An 18,526-nucleotide genomic window follows, 5' to 3' on the forward strand; every position below is an offset into this window, starting at 1 on the left:
GGAATCACTATGCGCAAGACAGCTCCTCTGCTCGCCGCCGTGTTAGCCACATTGACTGTTTCACAGGCCTCTGCAGCCGATCTGCCCGGCAAAGGCATCACGGTGAAGCCCATTCAGAGCACCATTTCTGAAGAAACCTTCCAGACGCTGATTGTCAGCCGCGCGCTGGAAAAACTCGGTTATCAGGTAGAGAAACCGAGTGAAGTGGATTACAACGTCGGCTATACCTCGATTGCCGCTGGCGATGCGACCTTTATTGCCACCAACTGGAAGCCGCTGCACGATGATATGTACAAAGCCGCAGGCGGTGATGCGAAGTTTTATCGCCAGGGGACTTACGTCACCGGTGCCGCCCAGGGCTATCTGATCGATAAAAAAACCGCAGAAAAGTACCACATCACCAATATTGAACAGCTGAAAGATCCTAAGATCGCCGCGCTGTTTGATACCAACGGCGACGGCAAGGCGGACCTGACCGGTTGTACTCCAGGCTGGGGCTGTGAAGCGGTGATTAATCATCAGATCGAAGCCTTTGGCCTGAGTAAAACCGTTGAGCACAATCAGGGGAACTATTCCGCGATGATTGCCGACACCATTACCCGCTTTAAGCAGGCTAAGCCGATCCTCTATTACACCTGGACGCCTTACTGGGTCAGCGACGTGATGAAGCCGGGCCGCGATGTCACCTGGCTGCAGGTACCGTTCTCTTCCATGCCGGGCGAGCAGAAAAACGTCGATACTAAACTGGCTAACGGCGCTAACTACGGCTTCCCGGTCAACACCATGCACATTGTGGCGAATAAAGCCTGGGCTGAGAAAAACCCGGCGGCGGCAAAACTGTTCGCAGAGATGAAACTGCCACTGGCCGATATCAATGCGGAAAACGCCGCGATGCATGCCGGCCAGTCGTCAGAAGAGGCGATCAACGGTCACGTCGATGGCTGGATCAAAGCCCATCAGGCAGAATTTGATAAGTGGGTCAGTGACGCCCAGGCCGCCGCGAAGTAACGCCTCTCTTCTCCCTCAGGGCGGACCTTGTCCGCCCTTTTTTGTGTCTGTTAAGCAAACTGGTATGGCCTGTTAATAAAGATGCGTGTGAAATAGTTTTTTGAGTTATTATTACCGTCTTATGATTATTAGCTGCCGTTGTTGTTTATGAATGCTTCCCGTCAGGGTCTGACGCCTGCTCTGGTTATGCTGATGTCGGTGGCCACCGGGCTTTCCGTTGCCAGCAACTATTACGTCCAGCCTCTGCTCAGTACCATTGCTCATCAGTTCGATCTCTCTGTCAGCCTCGCCGGTTTTATCGTGACCACGGCGCAGCTGGGTTACGCCTGCGGACTGTTGCTGCTGGTGCCGCTGGGTGACAGATTGGAACGCCGCAGCCTGATCGTCACCATGATCCTGCTGGCGGCGGCAGGCATGGTGATGATCGCCCTGTCGCACTCTTTCCTGTTTTTGCTGCTCGGCACGCTAATGACCGGTCTGTTCTCGGTGGCGGCGCAGATTCTGGTGCCGCTGGCCGCCACTCTGGCCGAACCGGAACGGCGTGGCAAAATTGTCGGCACGGTGATGAGTGGCCTGCTGCTGGGTATCCTGCTGGCGCGAACCGTGGCCGGTGGACTGGCGCAACTCGGCGGCTGGCGCACGGTTTACTGGACCGCCAGCCTGTTGATGGGCGTCATGGCGCTGGCGCTGTGGCACTTCCTGCCGCGCGTCAGCGTGTCGGTGACGATGAGTTACCGCCAGCTGCTGACATCTATTTTCAGGCTTTACGCCAGCAATCGGGTGATCCGGACCCGCGCCTGGACCGGCTGTCTCTCTTTTGCCAACTTCAGCCTGTTGTGGACCTCGATGGCCTTTTTGCTTTCTGCTTCGCCTTACCACTTTTCAGAAGGCGAAATTGGCCTGCTGGGGCTGGTGGGTGCCGCGGGTGCGCTGGCGGCACGTCAGGCGGGTTCACTGGCGGATAAAGGCAAAGCGAAGCTGACTACCCGCGTCGGCCTGCTGATTATGCTGCTGTCGTGGCTGCCGATCGCACTGGGCGCGCACTCTCTGGCGGCACTGATTGTCGGCATCCTGTTGCTGGATCTGGCGGTACAGGCGGTGCATATCACCAATCAAAGCGTGATTTATGCCCAGTTGCCGGACGCGCGTAACCGCCTTAATGCCGGTTACATGACCAGTTATTTTATCGGCGGCGCAGTGGGTTCACTGCTTTCCGCCACCGCCTACCATCTGTCAGGCTGGTACGGCGTATGTAGCGCAGGCGTCGTGCTGACGCTGGTTAACTTGTTGATTTGGTTTAAAGGCCAGCGATTTGAGCAGGCAAAAATGAGCTGAAGCGCAGGCCGGATAGCTGATTGAGTCTGGTCACAAATGGTTAGGTTTGTTATGGTTAGTGATAAACCTATTCACTTCAGTTATTTTTCCTCGCGAAATTATTAAATTCGACACCTTTTTGATCACGTCCCGGCACGTTCTCTGTCGCCGGGCGTACGGGTTTTTAACCCAGGGCCAGGGAATGGCCTGGAGTCGCCTGTTGGTGGCAGTGTGACCGTATCCGCTCTCACCTGCCGAAAATGTGACTACGCTTAATCTGTCACCATAGTTATTATACAAGTTGCAATTAGTGAGGTTTTTTTTAATGGAAAGTTCGTTTACTCCCATTGAGCAGATGCTTAACATCCGTGCCAATCGCCATAAGGATTTTCCGTTGCAGGAAATTATCCTGACGCGTCTCTGTATGCACATGCAGGGTAAACTGCTGGACAACCGCAACAAGATGCTGAAGGCCCAGGGAATCAACGAAACCCTGTTCATGGCATTGATTACGCTGGATGCGCAGGAGAACCAGAGTATTCAGCCGTCAGAGCTGAGCTCGGCACTGGGTTCATCACGTACCAACGCCACGCGTATTGCTGATGAGCTGGAAAAGCGCGGCTGGATCGAGCGCCGCGAAAGCGATCACGACCGTCGCTGTCTGCACCTGCACCTGACCGAAAAAGGCAATGAGTTCCTGCGTCAGCTGCTGCCACCCCAGCATCAGAGCCTGCAATATCTCTGGTCATCACTGTCGGTCGATGAGAAGTCCCAGCTGGAAGGCATCACCCGTAAGTTACTTAACCGCCTCGATAAAATGGATGAAGATCAGTTGATCGCCTCACTGTCCCGCTAATAGCAAGAAGTGCGACACAATCACCTGTCGAAACCGTTATTTTAATTTCCTTTTTTATCCGGCCAGCGCTCAGTCGCTGGCTTTTTCGACTCGGGCGCTGGCGGGAATGGATTCCTGCATCCCGACTAAATGGAAAACGTGGAGAAAGACATGAGTGCAACGGCAGAAGCACAAAGCCCGCAACCGTCAGCGAACAAAAAGAAGAAGCGCAAAAGTGTGCTCATCGTGCTGGCGCTGATCTTTGTGCTGATTGGTATTGCCTGGGGAGTTTACTGGTTCCTGGTGCTGCGCCATTTTCAGGAAACTGACGACGCCTACGTGGCGGGGAATCAGGTGCAGGTGATGGCGCAGGTTTCCGGTAGCGTCAATAAAGTCTGGTTTGAAGATACCGACTTCGTTAAAAAAGGCGATGTGCTGGTTTCGCTGGATAAAACCGATGCGGAACAGGCGTTTGAAAAAGCGCAAACCGCGCTGGCCACCAGCGTCCGCCAGACCCATCAACTGATGATCAACGCCAGGCAGTATCAGGCCACCATCACCTTACGGCAGACGGCGCTGGCTCAGGCAGAAGCTGACCTGAAGCGTCGTGAGCCGCTGGGTGCGTCGAATCTGATTGGTCGTGAAGAGTTGCAGCACGCCCGCGACGCGGTGGCCTCTGCCAAAGCTGAACTGGACGTAGCGGTACAGCAGTACAACGCCAATCAGGCGATGATCCTCAATACCTCGCTGGAAAACCAGCCGGCGGTAAAACAGAGCGCCGCGGAACTGCGTGATGCCTGGCTGGCGCTGCAGCGTACCGACATCCGTAGCCCGATGGATGGTTTTGTCTCGCGTCGTAGCGTGCAGGTCGGCTCGCAAATCTCCCCCAGCACACCGCTGCTGGCTGTCGTGCCTGCAACGAATCTGTGGATCGACGCCAACTTTAAAGAGACTCAGTTGGCAGGCGTGCGCATCGGTCAGCCCGCCACGGTGGTTGCTGATATCTACGGCGATGACGTGGTCTACCACGGTAAAGTGGTCGGGTTAGATATGGGTACCGGCAGTGCGTTCTCCCTGCTGCCGGCACAGAACGCCACCGGTAACTGGATCAAAGTGGTTCAGCGTCTGCCGGTGCGTATCGAGCTTAACCCGCAGGATATCGCCCAGCATCCGTTGCGTATTGGTCTGTCGACGCTGGTGAAAATTGATACCACCAGCACAGAGGGCAGCACCCTGGCGACCAGCGTGCGTCAGCAGGCGGCTTACAGCAGCAATGCGCTGGCGATTGACCTTGCGCCGGTCAATCAGCTGATCACCGATATCGTCCGCGCCAACGCCGGATGATGACGCGGAGGCTGTAATGGCACAAAAACCGCTTGAAGGGATGCCGCTGGTCTTAATGACCATTGCGCTGTCGCTGGCGACGTTCATGCAGGTACTGGACTCGACCATCGCCAACGTGGCTATCCCCACTATCGCCGGTAATCTCGGTGCCTCGAACTCGCAGGGCACCTGGGTCATCACCTCGTTTGGTGTGGCCAATGCGATCTCGATCCCGCTGACAGGCTGGCTGGCAAAACGCATCGGTGAAGTGAAGCTCTTTACCTGGTCCACCATTCTGTTTGCTATCGCCTCCTGGGCGTGCGGCATGTCAGACAGCCTGGAGATGCTGATCTTCTTCCGCGTCATTCAGGGGATCGTCGCGGGTCCATTGATCCCGCTGTCGCAAAGTCTGCTGCTCAACAACTATCCGCCCGCCAAGCGCAGTGTTGCGCTGTCGCTGTGGGCGATGACGGTGATCGTCGCACCGATCTGTGGCCCGATACTGGGCGGCTGGATCAGCGATAACTATCACTGGGGCTGGATCTTCTTTATCAACGTGCCGATTGGTGTGGCGGTGGTGATACTGACGCTGCAAACCCTGCGAGGCCGGGAAACCAAAACCGAAATCCGGCGGATCGATATGGTCGGGCTGGTGCTGCTGGTGGTGGGGATCGGCTGTTTGCAGGTGATGCTGGATCGCGGAAAGGAGCTCGACTGGTTTAACTCGTCCGAGATCATCGTGCTCGGGGTAGTGGCCGTGATTGCGCTGTCAGTCCTGCTGGTGTGGGAGCTGACTGACGATCACCCGATCATTGACCTGTCGCTGTTTAAGTCGCGCAACTTCACCATTGGCTGCCTGTCGATCAGTCTGGCTTATATGCTCTACTTCGGCTCGATTGTTCTGTTGCCGCAGCTGTTGCAGGAGGTCTACGGCTACACCGCAACATGGGCCGGTCTGGCGTCTGCGCCGGTGGGGATTCTGCCGGTGATCCTGTCGCCGATCATCGGACGCTTTGCCCATAAGCTCGACATGCGACGGCTGGTCACGTTCAGCTTCATTATGTATGCCGTCTGCTTCTACTGGCGCGCGTATACGTTTGAACCGGGAATGGACTTTGGCGCCTCCGCCTGGCCGCAGTTTATTCAGGGCTTTGCCGTGGCCTGCTTCTTTATGCCGCTGACCACCATTACGCTATCGGGATTGCCGCCGGAGCGCATGGCCGCTGCCTCCAGCCTGTCGAACTTTATGCGTACCTTTGCAGGCTCGGTGGGAACGTCGATTACCACGACCATGTGGAGTAACCGCGAGTCGATGCATCATAGCTACCTGACGGAGTCGATCACCCCGTACAACGTCAATTCGCAGCAGATGTATAGCCAGCTGGAAAGCATGGGAATGACGCAGCAGCAGGCGTCGGCCTGGATCGCCCAGCAGATTACTAATCAGGGACTGATTATTTCAGCGAATGAAATTTTCTGGGCGTCGGCGGGGGTCTTTTTGATTCTGCTGGTGCTGATCTGGTTTGCCCGCCCGCCGTTTACCGCAGGCGGCGGTGGCGGTGGTGCGCACTGATGTGACAAAGCAAAACGGGCCTTTCGGCCCGTTTTTTTTATGCGTTCTGACGCCACCATTCGGCGAGCAGCACGCCGGTCGCCACCGATACGTTGAGGCTTTCAACGTTACCGGTACCGCCAATCGATACGCTCATATCACCCTGCTGGAAGGCGCTGTCAGACAGACCTTCACGCTCCTGACCCAGCACCAGCACCATTTTGGCCGGCAGCTCCGCTTTCGCCAGCGGCGTACCCTGATGGCTGGAGGTGGTCACGATGGTGTAACCGGCTTTCCGGAACGCTTCCAGACCTTCACTGAAGGTCGCGCCGCTGATTGCCTGCACATGTTCCGCGCCGCCTTCAGCGGTACGGACTGCGGCACCCGACTCCAGCAGAGAGGCGTCATTGACCAGCAGACCTTTCACGCCGAAATGCGCGCAGCTACGCATAATCGCGCCGAGGTTGTGCGGGTTGCTGACATCTTCCAGCGCCAGCACGCAATCTTTGGCGCCCGCCTGACCCAGCCACTCTGACACGGCCATGCCCATGCGCTTTTTGATCAGGAAGCAGACGCCGCCATGATGCTCAGTACCGGAGGCTTTGGTGATCTCTGCATCTTCGACTACATGGTAGGCTTTGCGGTTGGCCGCCAGCCAGCGCAGCGCTTCGCGGAAACGCGGTGTCACTTCCTGAATAAACCAGGCACGCACAATCGCTTCAGGACGGCTCTGGAACAGCGCCTGACAGGCGTTCTCACCATAGACGCGCGTCTCTTCGTTACGCTGACGACGGATCTGCTCGGGATCGACAAAGCTCTTACCGCTGATGCCACCGTGATCGGGCTTATCGCTTTCTGTCGCAGCCGGACGCTCTGACGGTGCGCGTGACACGGTACGCCACGGCGAATCGCTGTTGCTGTAAGCACCACGATTATCATCCGCGCGCTCGTTACGGCGACCTGCGCCTTCACCGCTACGGCGTGGTGCGCCACGACCGCCTTCGTCGCGACGGGCTGAGCCGCTGCGGGCGCCGTCATCGCTACGACGGCCAGCCGGGCGTCCGCCCTCTTCATTACGTTCAGTGCGGGGGCCAGAAGAACGACGATTATCATCCTGACGGGCAGCAGGACGGCCACCTTTGCCGGTACGCGGATTAGGCGCACGCGCGCTCTTATCATCCTCGCCACGTACGTACATCACTTTGACCTTGCCGCTTTTGCCTTTAAATTCGTCGTTCATATGTTCCTCCTGCATTGAGAGCGCGCAGATTACCTGATGTGCTGGCGCTTAGCTATCAACTATTGAACCTATAGAGCGATCCAGATTGAGAGGGCATTCGCCCCCTTTCATAATGGACAATATTACCAGAACGACACATTCCAACATCAGAGGTTTCTATGAATACGGTATGCGCTTCTTGTCAGGCAACTAATCGCGTTCCGGAAGAACGGCTTGCCGAAGGCGCAAAATGTGGTCGCTGTGGACACGGACTGTTTGATGGCGACGTGGTGAGCGCGACCGCCGCCACCTTAGACAAATATCTGCAGGACGATCTGCCGGTCGTGGTCGACTTCTGGGCACCGTGGTGCGGTCCCTGCGTTAACTTCGCGCCGGTGTTTAAAGAGGTCGCCGGCGAACGCAACGGTAAGGTTCGCTTTATTAAGGTGAATACCGAAGCAGAACCGGCGCTCAGTAGCCGTTTCCGCATTCGCAGTATTCCGACCATTATGTTGTTTAAGAACGGCGAGATGGTCGATATGCTGAATGGCGCGATGCCCAAAGCGCCTTTCAACGAGTGGCTCGACGAGTCACTTTAATCCGCTAAGGCCAGCCTCGCTGGCCTTTTCCTTTTCGGCGACGCTTCGATTACACTGTGGTTTTTCCTGCCCTGAATACTCATGTCTGATAATGCTGTTTTGCGCCTGCGCACCCAACGTCTTGCCCGTGCCACCCGCCCCTTTCTTGCGCGCGGTAATCGCGTGTTGCGCTGTCAGGGCTGTCTGCTGCCTGAGAAAAACTGTCTCTGCAGTGAAATCGTGCCGCAAACGGCGCGCAGCCGCTTTTGCCTGGTGATGTTCGATACCGAGCCGATGAAGCCGAGCAACACTGGCCGCCTGATTGCCGATATCCTGCCGGATACCCAGGCCTTCGGCTGGTCGCGCACTGAGCCCGACCCGCTGCTGCTCGACGCGGTACGCAACCCTGATTATCAGCCGCTGGTGGTCTTTCCGGCCGCCTATGCCGACCCCGGCCGCGAAGTGCTGACCGCCCCGCCACGCAGCGGTAAACCACCACTGTTTATTATGCTGGATGGCACCTGGACCGAGGCGCGGAAGATGTTTCGCAAAAGCCCGTGGCTCGACGCCCTGCCGGTCATGTCGCTGACGGTAACGGCCCCGTCGCGCTATACGCTGCGAGAGGCGCACGGCGAGGGCCAGCACTGCACCGCTGAAGTGGCGGCGGCGCTGCTGGAACAGGCGGGCGATCGCCCGGCGGCCCAGGCGTTATCCCACCATTTTGAACAGTTCCGCGCCGCCTATCTGGCCGGCAAGCCGCATCATCCCACCTCAGGTTAAGCGATGCCGGTGTTGAGCGTCGTCGCCTGCTGAGCGGGTTCGATTGCTCAGCCTGCGATCTGCCCGGAAGCACTGACGGCGAAAAGCGTTTACAATCACGCAAATCCCGATCTCTGGAGGGCGAGATGAGCCAACGCGGACTGGAAGCGCTGTTAAGACCCAAATCCATTGCGGTAATCGGCGCCTCGGTAACGCCGGGACGTGCCGGTTACTTTATGATGCGTAATCTGCTGGCCGGCGGTTTTAGCGGTCCGGTATTACCGGTCACGCCCAAATACAAAGCCGTCAGTGGCGTGCTGGCCTGGCCTGACATCGACAGTCTGCCGTTTGCGCCGGATCTGGCTATCATCTGCACCCACTCAAAACGTAATCTGACACTGCTGCAGCAGCTGGGTGAAAAAGGCTGCAAGGCCTGCATTATTCTCTCTGCTCCCGCCAGCCAGCGGGAAGAACTCAAAGCCTGCGCCAGCCAGTGGCAGATACGGCTGCTGGGACCGAACAGTCTGGGCCTGCTGGCACCGTGGCAGGGGCTGAACGCCAGCTTCTCGCCGGTGCCGATTGCCAAAGGGCGCATCGCATTCATTTCACAATCCGCCGCGGTCTCCAATACCATCCTCGACTGGGCGCAACAGCGCAATCTCGGCTTCTCCTGGTTTATCGCACTGGGTGATAGCCTGGACACTGATGTGGATGATCTGCTCGATTTTCTGGCGCGCGACGGTAAAACCAGCGCCATCCTGCTCTATCTCGAACATCTCAGCGATGCCCGGCGCTTTGTTTCCGCCTCGCGTAGCGCATCACGTAATAAGCCCATTCTGGTGATCAAGAGCGGCCGCAGCCGTCAGGCGCAGGCGCTGCTCGGCAGCCACAGCGGGCTGGATGCGGCCTGGGACGCGGCCATTCAGCGCGCAGGCCTGTTGCGGGTGCAGGATACTCATGAACTCTTCACTGCCGTCGAGTCGCTGAGCCACATGCGGCCGCTGCGCGGTGAACGGTTGATGATTATCAGTAACGGTGCGGCGCCCGCTGCGCTGGCGCTGGACGAGCTGTATGCGCGTAACGGCAAGCTGGCCCAACTTAGTGATGAGATGCGTCAGCAACTGGAGACGCTGCTGCCCGCCGGTGCCGGTCACGGCAACCCGCTGGATTTAAAGGATGACGCGACACCGGATCGCTACGTGGCCTGCGTCGAGTGTTTGCTCGACAGTCATGAGCTGGATGCGCTGATGATTATTCATGCCCCGAGCGCGGTCGCGCCCGCGACCGAAACGGCCGAGCGTCTCATCGCCGCCATTGCGGCGCACCCGCGCGGCAAGCAGGTCACGCTGCTGACCAACTGGAGCGGCGAATTCTCCTCTCAGGCCGCGCGCCGTGCTTTTACCCAGGCGGGAATTCCGACCTGGCGGACGCCGGAAGGCACCGTGACCGCGTTTATGCATCAGGTTGAATATCGGCGCAATCAGAAGCAGCTGCGTGAGACGCCCGCTCTGCCAGCCAGCCTGACCCAGGACAGCGCACACGCCCACCAGCTGCTGTCGCAGGCGCTCGATCGCGGCATTACGGCGCTGGATACCCATGAGGTGCAGCCGGTGCTTCAGGCCTACGGGCTGGCGACGCTGCCGACCTGGATCGCCAGCGACAGCGCCGCAGCGGTGGCCATTGCCGATCAGATTGGCTATCCGGTGGCGCTGAAGCTGCGCTCGCCCGATATCGCCCATAAATCAGATGTCCAGGGTGTGATGCTCTATCTTCGCAACGCCAGCGAAGTCGAACGCGCCGCGGAGGCAATCTTTGATCGGGTGCGTCAGACGCTCCCGCAGGCGCGGATTGAAGGCCTGCTGGTGCAAAGCATGGCGAACCGGGCCGGAGCACAGGAACTGCGGGTGGTGGTGGAACAGGATGCACTATTCGGTCCGGTCATTATGCTGGGCGAAGGCGGTGTTGAATGGCAGGCGGATAAACAAGCCGCCGTGGCGCTGCCGCCGCTGAATATGACTCTGGCGCGCTATCTGGTGATCCAGGCGATTAAAAGCGGCAAGATTCGCAGCCGAAGCGCCCTCAACCCGCTGGATATCGCCGGTCTCAGTCAGTTGCTGGTGCAGGTCTCCAACCTGGTGGTGGACTGCCCGGAGATTCAGCGGCTGGATATTCATCCGCTGCTGGCGGCCGGTAACGACTTTACGCTGCTGGATGTCACGCTCACGCTGGCACCGTTCAGTGGCGATAACGAAGCACGACTGGCAATCCGCCCCTATCCGCAGCATCTGGAAGAACAGGTGCAGTTAAAGGATGGGCAGAGCTGCCTGTTCCGCCCGATCCTGCCTGAAGATGAACCGCTGCTACGCGACTTTATTGGCCAGGTGACCAAAGAAGATCTCTATTACCGCTACTTCAGCGAAATCAGCGAGTTTACGCATGAGGATCTCGCCAACATGACGCAAATCGACTATGACCGGGAGATGGCGATCGTGGCGGTGCGTCAGCAGCAGGGCAAGCCAGAGATTATCGGCGTGACCCGCGCCATCTCCGATGCTGATAACATTGACGCCGAGTTTTCCGTGCTGGTGCGCTCCGATCTTAAAGGGCTCGGCATGGGCCGCCGGTTGCTGGAAAAGATGATCCGCTATACCCGGCATCACGGCTTGCAACAATTGAACGGTATCACTATGCCGCATAATCGCGGCATGATTACCCTGGCGCGCAAGCTCAACTTTCATGTTGATATTCAACTGGATGACGGTATTGTCAGCCTGAAACTGTCGCTGCAGGATGCGTTAAGCTAACCTTGTAGAGAAAGGTAAAAAACGCCCGGATCGCGACAGTTGATGTTATTATTTGTCGTTATGACCCTGATTTGATGGCAAAAGGCCATGCAATGAACAGAGAAGAAGTGCACTGTGATGTTGTCTAAATTTAAACGTAATAAACACCAACAACACCTCGCACAGCTGCCGAAACTGTCACAATCCGTTGCGGATGTGTCGACACTTTACTCGCCTGCCGACTTTCGTAAGACGCTGCTGGAGAAAATCGCGGCAGCGCAGACCCGTATCTGCATCGCGGCGCTTTATCTGGAAAACGACGACGCGGGTCGTGCGGTAATGAACGCGCTCTATGCAGCGAAACAGGCACGTCCTCAGCTGGATATTTCTATCCTGGTTGACTGGCATCGGGCGCAGCGTGGACGCATTGGCGCCGCTCGCGGCCTGACCAATGCTGACTGGTATTGTGATATGGCCACTCAGCATGCTGACATTGCCATCCCGGTGTATGGCATTCCGGTCAATACCCGTGAAGCGCTAGGTGTACTGCACCTGAAAGGCTTCATTATTGATGACGAGCTGATTTACAGCGGCGCCAGTATTAATGATGTTTACCTGCATCAGCATGATAAATATCGTTATGATCGTTACCAGATTATCCGTAATCCGCAGCTGGCGGATACCATGTACGCGTGGATCAACCTTAATCTGAAGCAGGCAGAGGCCGTTAACCGGCTCGATTTTGCCGAGCGTCCTTCCAGCCCGGAAATTAAAAATGAAACGCGTCAGTTTCGTCAGGATCTCCGGGGATTCAACTATCAGTTTGAAGGGAATGCCAGCAATGAAGAGCTGGCAGTGACGCCGCTGGTCGGGCTGGGCAAGCATAGCCTGCTCAACAAGACGATCTTCCACCTGATGCCCTGCGCTGAACAGAAACTGACTATCTGCACGCCTTACTTCAATCTGCCGGCTTTACTGGTGCGCAATATTATTCACCTGCTGCGTCAGGGGAAACAGGTTGAGATCATCGTCGGCGATAAGACCGCCAATGACTTCTATATCGCCCCGGATCAGCCATTTAAAATTATTGGCGCCCTGCCCTATCTGTATGAGATTAACCTGCGTCGCTTCCTGAGCCGGCTGCAATATTACGTCACCAACGATCAGCTGATAGTGCGGTTATGGAAAGATGGCGATAACAGTTATCACCTCAAGGGCATGTGGGTGGATGATGAATGGCAGCTGATTACCGGCAACAATCTTAACCCTCGCGCCTGGCGGCTCGATCTGGAAAATGCGGTGTTGATTCACGATCCACTGCAACAGCTGGCGGATCAACGCGAAAAAGAGCTGACGCTGATTCGTCAGCACACCACGGTGGTGAAGCATTTCCGCGAGCTGGAGAGCATTGCCGACTATCCGGCTAAGGTGCGTAAACTCATCCGTCGTCTGCGCCGGATCCGTATCGATCGGTTAATCAGCCGCATCCTTTAACCTTCGCCCGCATAAGGCATCCATCCACTATGCGAATTTTGCTGTTTGCTGTGCTGTTGTGTAGTGGATGTGCCCATATGGCCGACGATCGCTGGACCGGGCGCGATAAAGCAGAACACTTTGTCGCCTCTGCGGCGCTGGCCGCGGCGGGCAGCGAATATGGTCAGCGTCAGCATCTCTCTACCCGGCAAAGTCATACGCTGGGGATCATGCTTTCGCTCAGTCTCGGGGCGGGAAAAGAGTGGTATGACAGCCGCCCGTCGGGTAGCGGCTGGAGCTGGAAAGATTTTGCCTGGGATGCCGCCGGTACCGCCAGCGGCATCGCCTTATGGAATCTCAGTCAGTAACGGGCTTATAGCTGAATCCCTTTCCCCCGCTTGTGCAGTAACAGCGACACCGCAAAAGCCACCGCGCCCATCGCTGAGACATACCAGAAGAAGGTCGTCTCTATTCCCTGTTGCTTCATCAGCAAGGCCACGTACTCCGCCGATCCGCCGAAGATAGCATTCGCCACCGCGTAAGAAAGCCCGACGCCTAATGCACGGACCTGAGGTGGGAACATCTCTGCTTTCAGAATGCCGCTGATGGCGGTGTAGAAACTGGTGATCAGCAGCGCCAGCATGATTAACAGGAAGGCGATGCCCGGGCTCTGAACATTCTGCAGCAGAGTCAGGATCGGCACGGTACAAATTGCCGCACCGGCACCAAAAATCATCATTGAAGTACGACGGCCAATTTTGTCCGACAGCGCACCGATAGCCGGTTGCAGTAGCATGAAGACCAGCAGTGCGCCGGTCATCAGGCCGCTGGCGGTTTTAGGGTCCATACCCGAGGTGTTAACCAGATACTTTTGCATATAGGTGGTGAAGGTATAGAAGCTCAGGGATCCACCGGCGGTGAAGCCCAGCACCATCAGGAACGGACGGGTATGATTGCGTAACAATCCCATCACGCTGCCCGCATCGCGGTGCTGACGGCTGCTCTTGTCAGAGGTTTCTTCCAGTGAGCGACGTAACCACAACGCAACCACGGCCAGCAAGGCGCCGAGGAAGAACGGGATGCGCCAGCCCCAGCTACGCAGCTCTGCATCGCTCAACACAAACTGCAGCACCACCACTGTCAGTACCGCGGCCAGCTGGCCACCGATCAGCGTGACATACTGGAATGAGGCGTAAAAACCTTTGCGTCCTTCCAGCGCCACCTCACTCATATAGGTGGCACTGGTGCCATATTCACCGCCGACTGATAATCCCTGGAACATGCGAGCCAGCAGCAGAATGATCGGTGCCGCGATGCCAATAGCGTCATAGCCGGGTAAACAGGCGATCACCAGCGATCCAAAACACATCATGCACACTGAGATCAGCATGGAGCTTTTGCGCCCGTGCTTGTCACCGATGTAGCCGAACAGCCAGCCGCCGATAGGCCGCATCAGGAATCCGGCAGCAAATACGCCGGCCGTCTGTAAGAGTTGCGTGGTGGTATCGCCTTGCGGGAAGAAGATATGGGCAAAATAGAGGGAGAAGAATGAGTAGACGTAGAAGTCGAACCACTCCACCAGGTTACCCGATGAGGCGCCAACGATCGCCCAGATGCGCTTTTTGGTATCCTCTGTCTGACCTTTATTATTTATGGGTGTCATGCCTTGCCTCTGTTCCTTGCTGATTAACAGCATTTAAAGAAGTGAGTAAAGCATTTAAGTTCACTACGGGTAAAGGCGGTGTATTCCGAGATTATAAATGTGAGCTACATCGCTAATTGCTGGAAAATCAGCGAGTTGTTCAGGACAGACAGCAATAATTTTGCCCAGCAACGGTGAGGTGAGAACAGCAGCCAGCGGGGAGAATTGGCGATCTTCAGACGTAAAAAAGCCCCGCACTGCTGTGCGGGGCTTCTTCACTGTTATAATGCCTGGCAGTTCCCTACTCTCGCATGGGGAGACCCCACACTACCATCGGCGCTACGGCGTTTCACTTCTGAGTTCGGCATGGGGTCAGGTGGGACCACCGCGCTACAGCCGCCAGGCAAATTCTTTGTGCTCTGTCCTGTGTCTTTTGTGCTGATGCTGCGTTGGCCGCCCTCCCGCTACTCCGTCACATACTTCAGTATGCTCCTTCGTATCGCTCGGTTGCCGCCCTGCCTCAGCGCAAAATCCTCCGGACCCGGGTCCGCAGGACACAAACGTATCCGGTAACAAGCTGAAAATCTGTCTCTCAAAAACGCCTCTGGCGTTGTAAGGTTAAGCCTCACGGGTCATTAGTACCGGTTAGCTCAACGCATCGCTGCGCTTACACACCCGGCCTATCAACGTCGTCGTCTTCAACGTCCCTTCAGGACTCTCAAGGAGTCAGGGAGAACTCATCTCGGGGCAAGTTTCGTGCTTAGATGCTTTCAGCACTTATCTTTTCCGCACTTAGCTACCGGGCAATGCCATTGGCATGACAACCCGAACACCAGTGGTGCGTTCACTCCGGTCCTCTCGTACTAGGAGCAACCCCCCTCAATTCTCCAGCGCCCACGGCAGATAGGGACCGAACTGTCTCACGACGTTCTAAACCCAGCTCGCGTACCACTTTAAACGGCGAACAGCCGTACCCTTGGGACCTACTTCAGCCCCAGGATGTGATGAGCCGACATCGAGGTGCCAAACACCGCCGTCGATATGAACTCTTGGGCGGTATCAGCCTGTTATCCCCGGAGTACCTTTTATCCGTTGAGCGATGGCCCTTCCATTCAGAACCACCGGATCACTATGACCTGCTTTCGCACCTGCTCGAGCCGTCACTCTCGCAGTCAAGCCAGCTTATGCCATTGCACTAACCTCACGATGTCCGACCGTGATTAGCTGACCTTCGTGCTCCTCCGTTACGCTTTAGGAGGAGACCGCCCCAGTCAAACTACCCACCAGACACTGTCCGCACCCCGGATCACGGGGCCACGTTAGAACATCAAACATTAAAGGGTGGTATTTCAAGGTTGGCTCCACGCAGACTGGCGTCTGCGCTTCAAAGCCTCCCACCTATCCTACACATCAAGGCTCAATGTTCAGTGTCAAGCTGTAGTAAAGGTTCACGGGGTCTTTCCGTCTTGCCGCGGGTACACTGCATCTTCACAGCGAGTTCAATTTCACTGAGTCTCGGGTGGAGACAGCCTGGCCATCATTACGCCATTCGTGCAGGTCGGAACTTACCCGACAAGGAATTTCGCTACCTTAGGACCGTTATAGTTACGGCCGCCGTTTACCGGGGCTTCGATCAAGAGCTTCTCCTTGCGGATAACCCCATCAATTAACCTTCCGGCACCGGGCAGGCGTCACACCGTATACGTCCACTTTCGTGTTTGCACAGTGCTGTGTTTTTAATAAACAGTTGCAGCCAGCTGGTATCTTCGACTGGCTTCGGCTCGGGGAGCAAGTCCCTCCACCTACGCGCCAGCGTGCCTTCTCCCGAAGTTACGGCACCATTTTGCCTAGTTCCTTCACCCGAGTTCTCTCAAGCGCCTTGGTATTCTCTACCTGACCACCTGTGTCGGTTTGGGGTACGATTTTGTGTTACCTGATGCTTAGAGGCTTTTCCTGGAAGCAGGGCATTTATCACTTCAGCACCGTAGTGCCTCGTCGTCACGCCTCAGTGTAAAGTGAACCGGATTTGCCTGGAACACACACCTACACGCTTAAACCGGGACAACCGTCGCCCGGCTGATATAGCCTTCTCCGTCCCCCCTTCGCAGTAACACCAAGTACAGGAATATTAACCTGTTTCCCATCGACTACGCCTTTCGGCCTCGCCTTAGGGGTCGACTCACCCTGCTCCGATTAACGTTGAACAGGAACCCTTGGTCTTCCGGCGAGCGGGCTTTTCACCCGCTTTATCGTTACTTATGTCAGCATTCGCACTTCTGATACCTCCAGCATGCCTCACAGCACACCTTCGACGGCTTACAGAACGCTCCCCTACCCAACAACGCCTAAGCGTCGCTGCCGCAGCTTCGGTGCATGGTTTAGCCCCGTTACATCTTCCGCGCAGGCCGACTCGACCAGTGAGCTATTACGCTTTCTTTAAATGATGGCTGCTTCTAAGCCAACATCCTGGCTGTCTGTGCCTTCCCACATCGTTTCCCACTTAACCATGACTTTGGGACCTTAGCTGGCGGTCTGGGTTGTTTCCCTCTTCACGACGGACGTTAGCACCCGCCGTGTGTCTCCCGTGATAACATTCTTCGGTATTCGCAGTTTGCATCGGGTTGGTAAGCCGGGATGGCCCCCTAGCCGAAACAGTGCTCTACCCCCGAAGATGAGTTCACGAGGCGCTACCTAAATAGCTTTCGGGGAGAACCAGCTATCTCCCGGTTTGATTGGCCTTTCACCCCCAGCCACAGGTCATCCGCTAATTTTTCAACATTAGTCGGTTCGGTCCTCCAGTTAGTGTTACCCAACCTTCAACCTGCCCATGGCTAGATCACCGGGTTTCGGGTCTATACCCTGCAACTTAACGCCCAGTTAAGACTCGGTTTCCCTGCGGCTCCCCTATACGGTTAACCTTGCTACAGAATATAAGTCGCTGACCCATTATACAAAAGGTACGCAGTCACCCCCATAAAGAAGGCTCCCACTGCTTGTACGTACACGGTTTCAGGTTCTGTTTCACTCCCCTCGCCGGGGTTCTTTTCGCCTTTCCCTCACGGTACTGGTTCACTATCGGTCAGTCAGGAGTATTTAGCCTTGGAGGATGGTCCCCCCATATTCAGACAGGATACCACGTGTCCCGCCTTACTCATCGAGCTCACAGCATGTGTGCTTTTGTGTACGGGAGTATCACCCTGTACCCTGCGACTTTCCAGACGCTTCCACTAACACACAAGCTGATTCAGGCTCTGGGCTGCTCCCCGTTCGCTCGCCGCTACTGGGGGAATCTCGGTTGATTTCTTTTCCTCGGGGTACTTAGATGTTTCAGTTCCCCCGGTTCGCCTTGCAGCACTATGTATTCATGCTGCAATGATGCACTGAGTGCACCGGGTTTCCCCATTCGGACATCGACGGCTGTAGCGGTTCATATCACCTTACCGTCGCTTTACGCAGATTAGCACGTCCTTCATCGCCTCTGACTGCCAGGGCATCCACCGTGTACGCTTAGTCGCTTAACCTCACAACCCACAGGCGTTTTACAACGCTGCGTGTTGCAAGCATTTGAGAGACTCGAACACATCGTATTTTTCATTCTTATTACGGAGAATGAAAACGACATGTCGTTTCAATTTTCAGCTTGTTCCGGATTGTTAAAGAGCATAATACTTCGCAGCACACCGTTGCCGGTACGCTCTGAAGTATTTTTTTCAGAAAAAACAGTAAGACGGTATGGTGGAGCTAAGCGGGATCGAACCGCTGACCTCCTGCGTGCAAGGCAGGCGCTCTCCCAGCTGAGCTATAGCCCCATACAGTTACTGCAGAGACCACTACTACCACTCAACCGAGTACACTTCGTAAGAAATGCAATTCGTGCTCAGGCAAGGCATGTTTCCGCGAAGCATAGTGGACTATGCGAGCCGGAGACATAACGCAGCGTGAGTGCGAATTTGGTAGGCCTGAGTGGACTTGAACCACCGACCTCACCCTTATCAGGGGTGCGCTCTAACCACCTGAGCTACAAGCCTGTAGAGGTTTTT

Annotated in this window: 12 protein-coding genes, 2 tRNA genes and 2 rRNA genes; 10 read left to right on the forward strand and 6 right to left on the reverse strand. The window is 56.3% G+C overall.

Features of this window, described 5'->3' with window-relative positions; all coding sequences use genetic code 11:
* Nucleotides 1-9 precede the first annotated feature (9 nt).
* The 5 genes from proX (at nucleotide 10) to emrB (ending at nucleotide 6,053) form a co-directional block, all read left to right on the forward strand.
* A complete protein-coding gene (gene proX, locus ACX3P5_RS13970) occupies nucleotides 10-1,008 on the forward strand; it encodes a glycine betaine/L-proline ABC transporter substrate-binding protein ProX (RefSeq protein ID WP_233987328.1) in 999 nt (332 codons plus the stop codon).
* A gap of 147 nt (nucleotides 1,009-1,155) precedes the next feature.
* Entirely contained in the window at nucleotides 1,156-2,343 is a 1,188-nt protein-coding gene (locus ACX3P5_RS13975) for an MFS transporter (RefSeq protein WP_458968863.1), read from the forward strand.
* 304 nt (nucleotides 2,344-2,647) lie between these two features.
* Complete coding sequence (gene mprA / locus ACX3P5_RS13980) at nucleotides 2,648-3,178, forward strand: transcriptional repressor MprA (protein ID WP_031376453.1); 531 nt, start codon at nucleotides 2,648-2,650, stop codon at nucleotides 3,176-3,178.
* A gap of 150 nt (nucleotides 3,179-3,328) precedes the next feature.
* Nucleotides 3,329-4,501 carry a multidrug efflux MFS transporter periplasmic adaptor subunit EmrA gene (gene emrA, locus ACX3P5_RS13985; protein ID WP_458968864.1) on the forward strand — a complete coding sequence of 391 codons (1,173 nt, stop codon included), beginning with the start codon at nucleotides 3,329-3,331 and terminating at the stop codon, nucleotides 4,499-4,501.
* Nucleotides 4,502-4,517: 16 nt separating this feature from the next.
* On the forward strand, nucleotides 4,518-6,053 hold the full coding sequence (emrB, locus tag ACX3P5_RS13990) for a multidrug efflux MFS transporter permease subunit EmrB (protein ID WP_233987325.1): 1,536 nt from the start codon (nucleotides 4,518-4,520) through the stop codon (nucleotides 6,051-6,053).
* 37 nt (nucleotides 6,054-6,090) lie between these two features.
* On the opposite strand, the gene ACX3P5_RS13995 is transcribed toward emrB, so the two are convergent.
* Nucleotides 6,091-7,272 carry a tRNA/rRNA methyltransferase gene (locus ACX3P5_RS13995; protein ID WP_458968865.1) on the reverse strand — a complete coding sequence of 394 codons (1,182 nt, stop codon included), beginning with the start codon at nucleotides 7,270-7,272 and terminating at the stop codon, nucleotides 6,091-6,093.
* Between the two features lie 158 nt (nucleotides 7,273-7,430).
* On the opposite strand from ACX3P5_RS13995, the gene trxC reads away from it, so the two are divergent.
* The 5 genes from trxC (at nucleotide 7,431) to ACX3P5_RS14020 (ending at nucleotide 13,212) form a co-directional block, all read left to right on the forward strand.
* Complete coding sequence (trxC, locus tag ACX3P5_RS14000) at nucleotides 7,431-7,850, forward strand: thioredoxin TrxC (protein WP_233987323.1); 420 nt, start codon at nucleotides 7,431-7,433, stop codon at nucleotides 7,848-7,850.
* 81 nt (nucleotides 7,851-7,931) lie between these two features.
* Entirely contained in the window at nucleotides 7,932-8,609 is a 678-nt protein-coding gene (locus ACX3P5_RS14005) for a tRNA-uridine aminocarboxypropyltransferase (RefSeq protein WP_233987322.1), read from the forward strand.
* A gap of 125 nt (nucleotides 8,610-8,734) precedes the next feature.
* Nucleotides 8,735-11,392, forward strand: coding sequence for a bifunctional acetate--CoA ligase family protein/GNAT family N-acetyltransferase (locus ACX3P5_RS14010; RefSeq protein ID WP_458968866.1), 2,658 nt, complete (start codon nucleotides 8,735-8,737; stop codon nucleotides 11,390-11,392).
* 117 nt (nucleotides 11,393-11,509) lie between these two features.
* Nucleotides 11,510-12,865, forward strand: coding sequence for a CDP-diacylglycerol--serine O-phosphatidyltransferase (pssA, locus tag ACX3P5_RS14015; RefSeq protein WP_458969188.1), 1,356 nt, complete (start codon nucleotides 11,510-11,512; stop codon nucleotides 12,863-12,865).
* A 29-nt stretch (nucleotides 12,866-12,894) separates the two neighbouring features.
* Complete coding sequence (locus tag ACX3P5_RS14020; RefSeq protein WP_233987319.1) at nucleotides 12,895-13,212, forward strand: YfiM family lipoprotein; 318 nt, start codon at nucleotides 12,895-12,897, stop codon at nucleotides 13,210-13,212.
* 5 nt (nucleotides 13,213-13,217) lie between these two features.
* Here ACX3P5_RS14020 and ACX3P5_RS14025 read toward each other — a convergent pair whose 3' ends face one another.
* The 5 genes from ACX3P5_RS14025 to ACX3P5_RS14045 form a co-directional block, all read right to left on the reverse strand.
* The gene (locus ACX3P5_RS14025) at nucleotides 13,218-14,507 is read right to left on the reverse strand and encodes an MFS family transporter (protein ID WP_233987318.1); all 1,290 of its coding nucleotides are present in this window, start codon (nucleotides 14,505-14,507) and stop codon (nucleotides 13,218-13,220) included.
* A 267-nt stretch (nucleotides 14,508-14,774) separates the two neighbouring features.
* Nucleotides 14,775-14,890 (reverse strand): 5S ribosomal RNA (rrf, locus tag ACX3P5_RS14030).
* Between the two features lie 210 nt (nucleotides 14,891-15,100).
* Nucleotides 15,101-18,007 (reverse strand): 23S ribosomal RNA (locus tag ACX3P5_RS14035).
* A gap of 212 nt (nucleotides 18,008-18,219) precedes the next feature.
* Nucleotides 18,220-18,295 (reverse strand) — tRNA-Ala (locus tag ACX3P5_RS14040).
* Nucleotides 18,296-18,437: 142 nt separating this feature from the next.
* Nucleotides 18,438-18,514, reverse strand: a tRNA-Ile gene (locus tag ACX3P5_RS14045).
* Nucleotides 18,515-18,526 lie beyond the last annotated feature (12 nt).

The sequence above is a fragment of the Pantoea sp. S-LA4 genome (assembly GCF_054482835.1).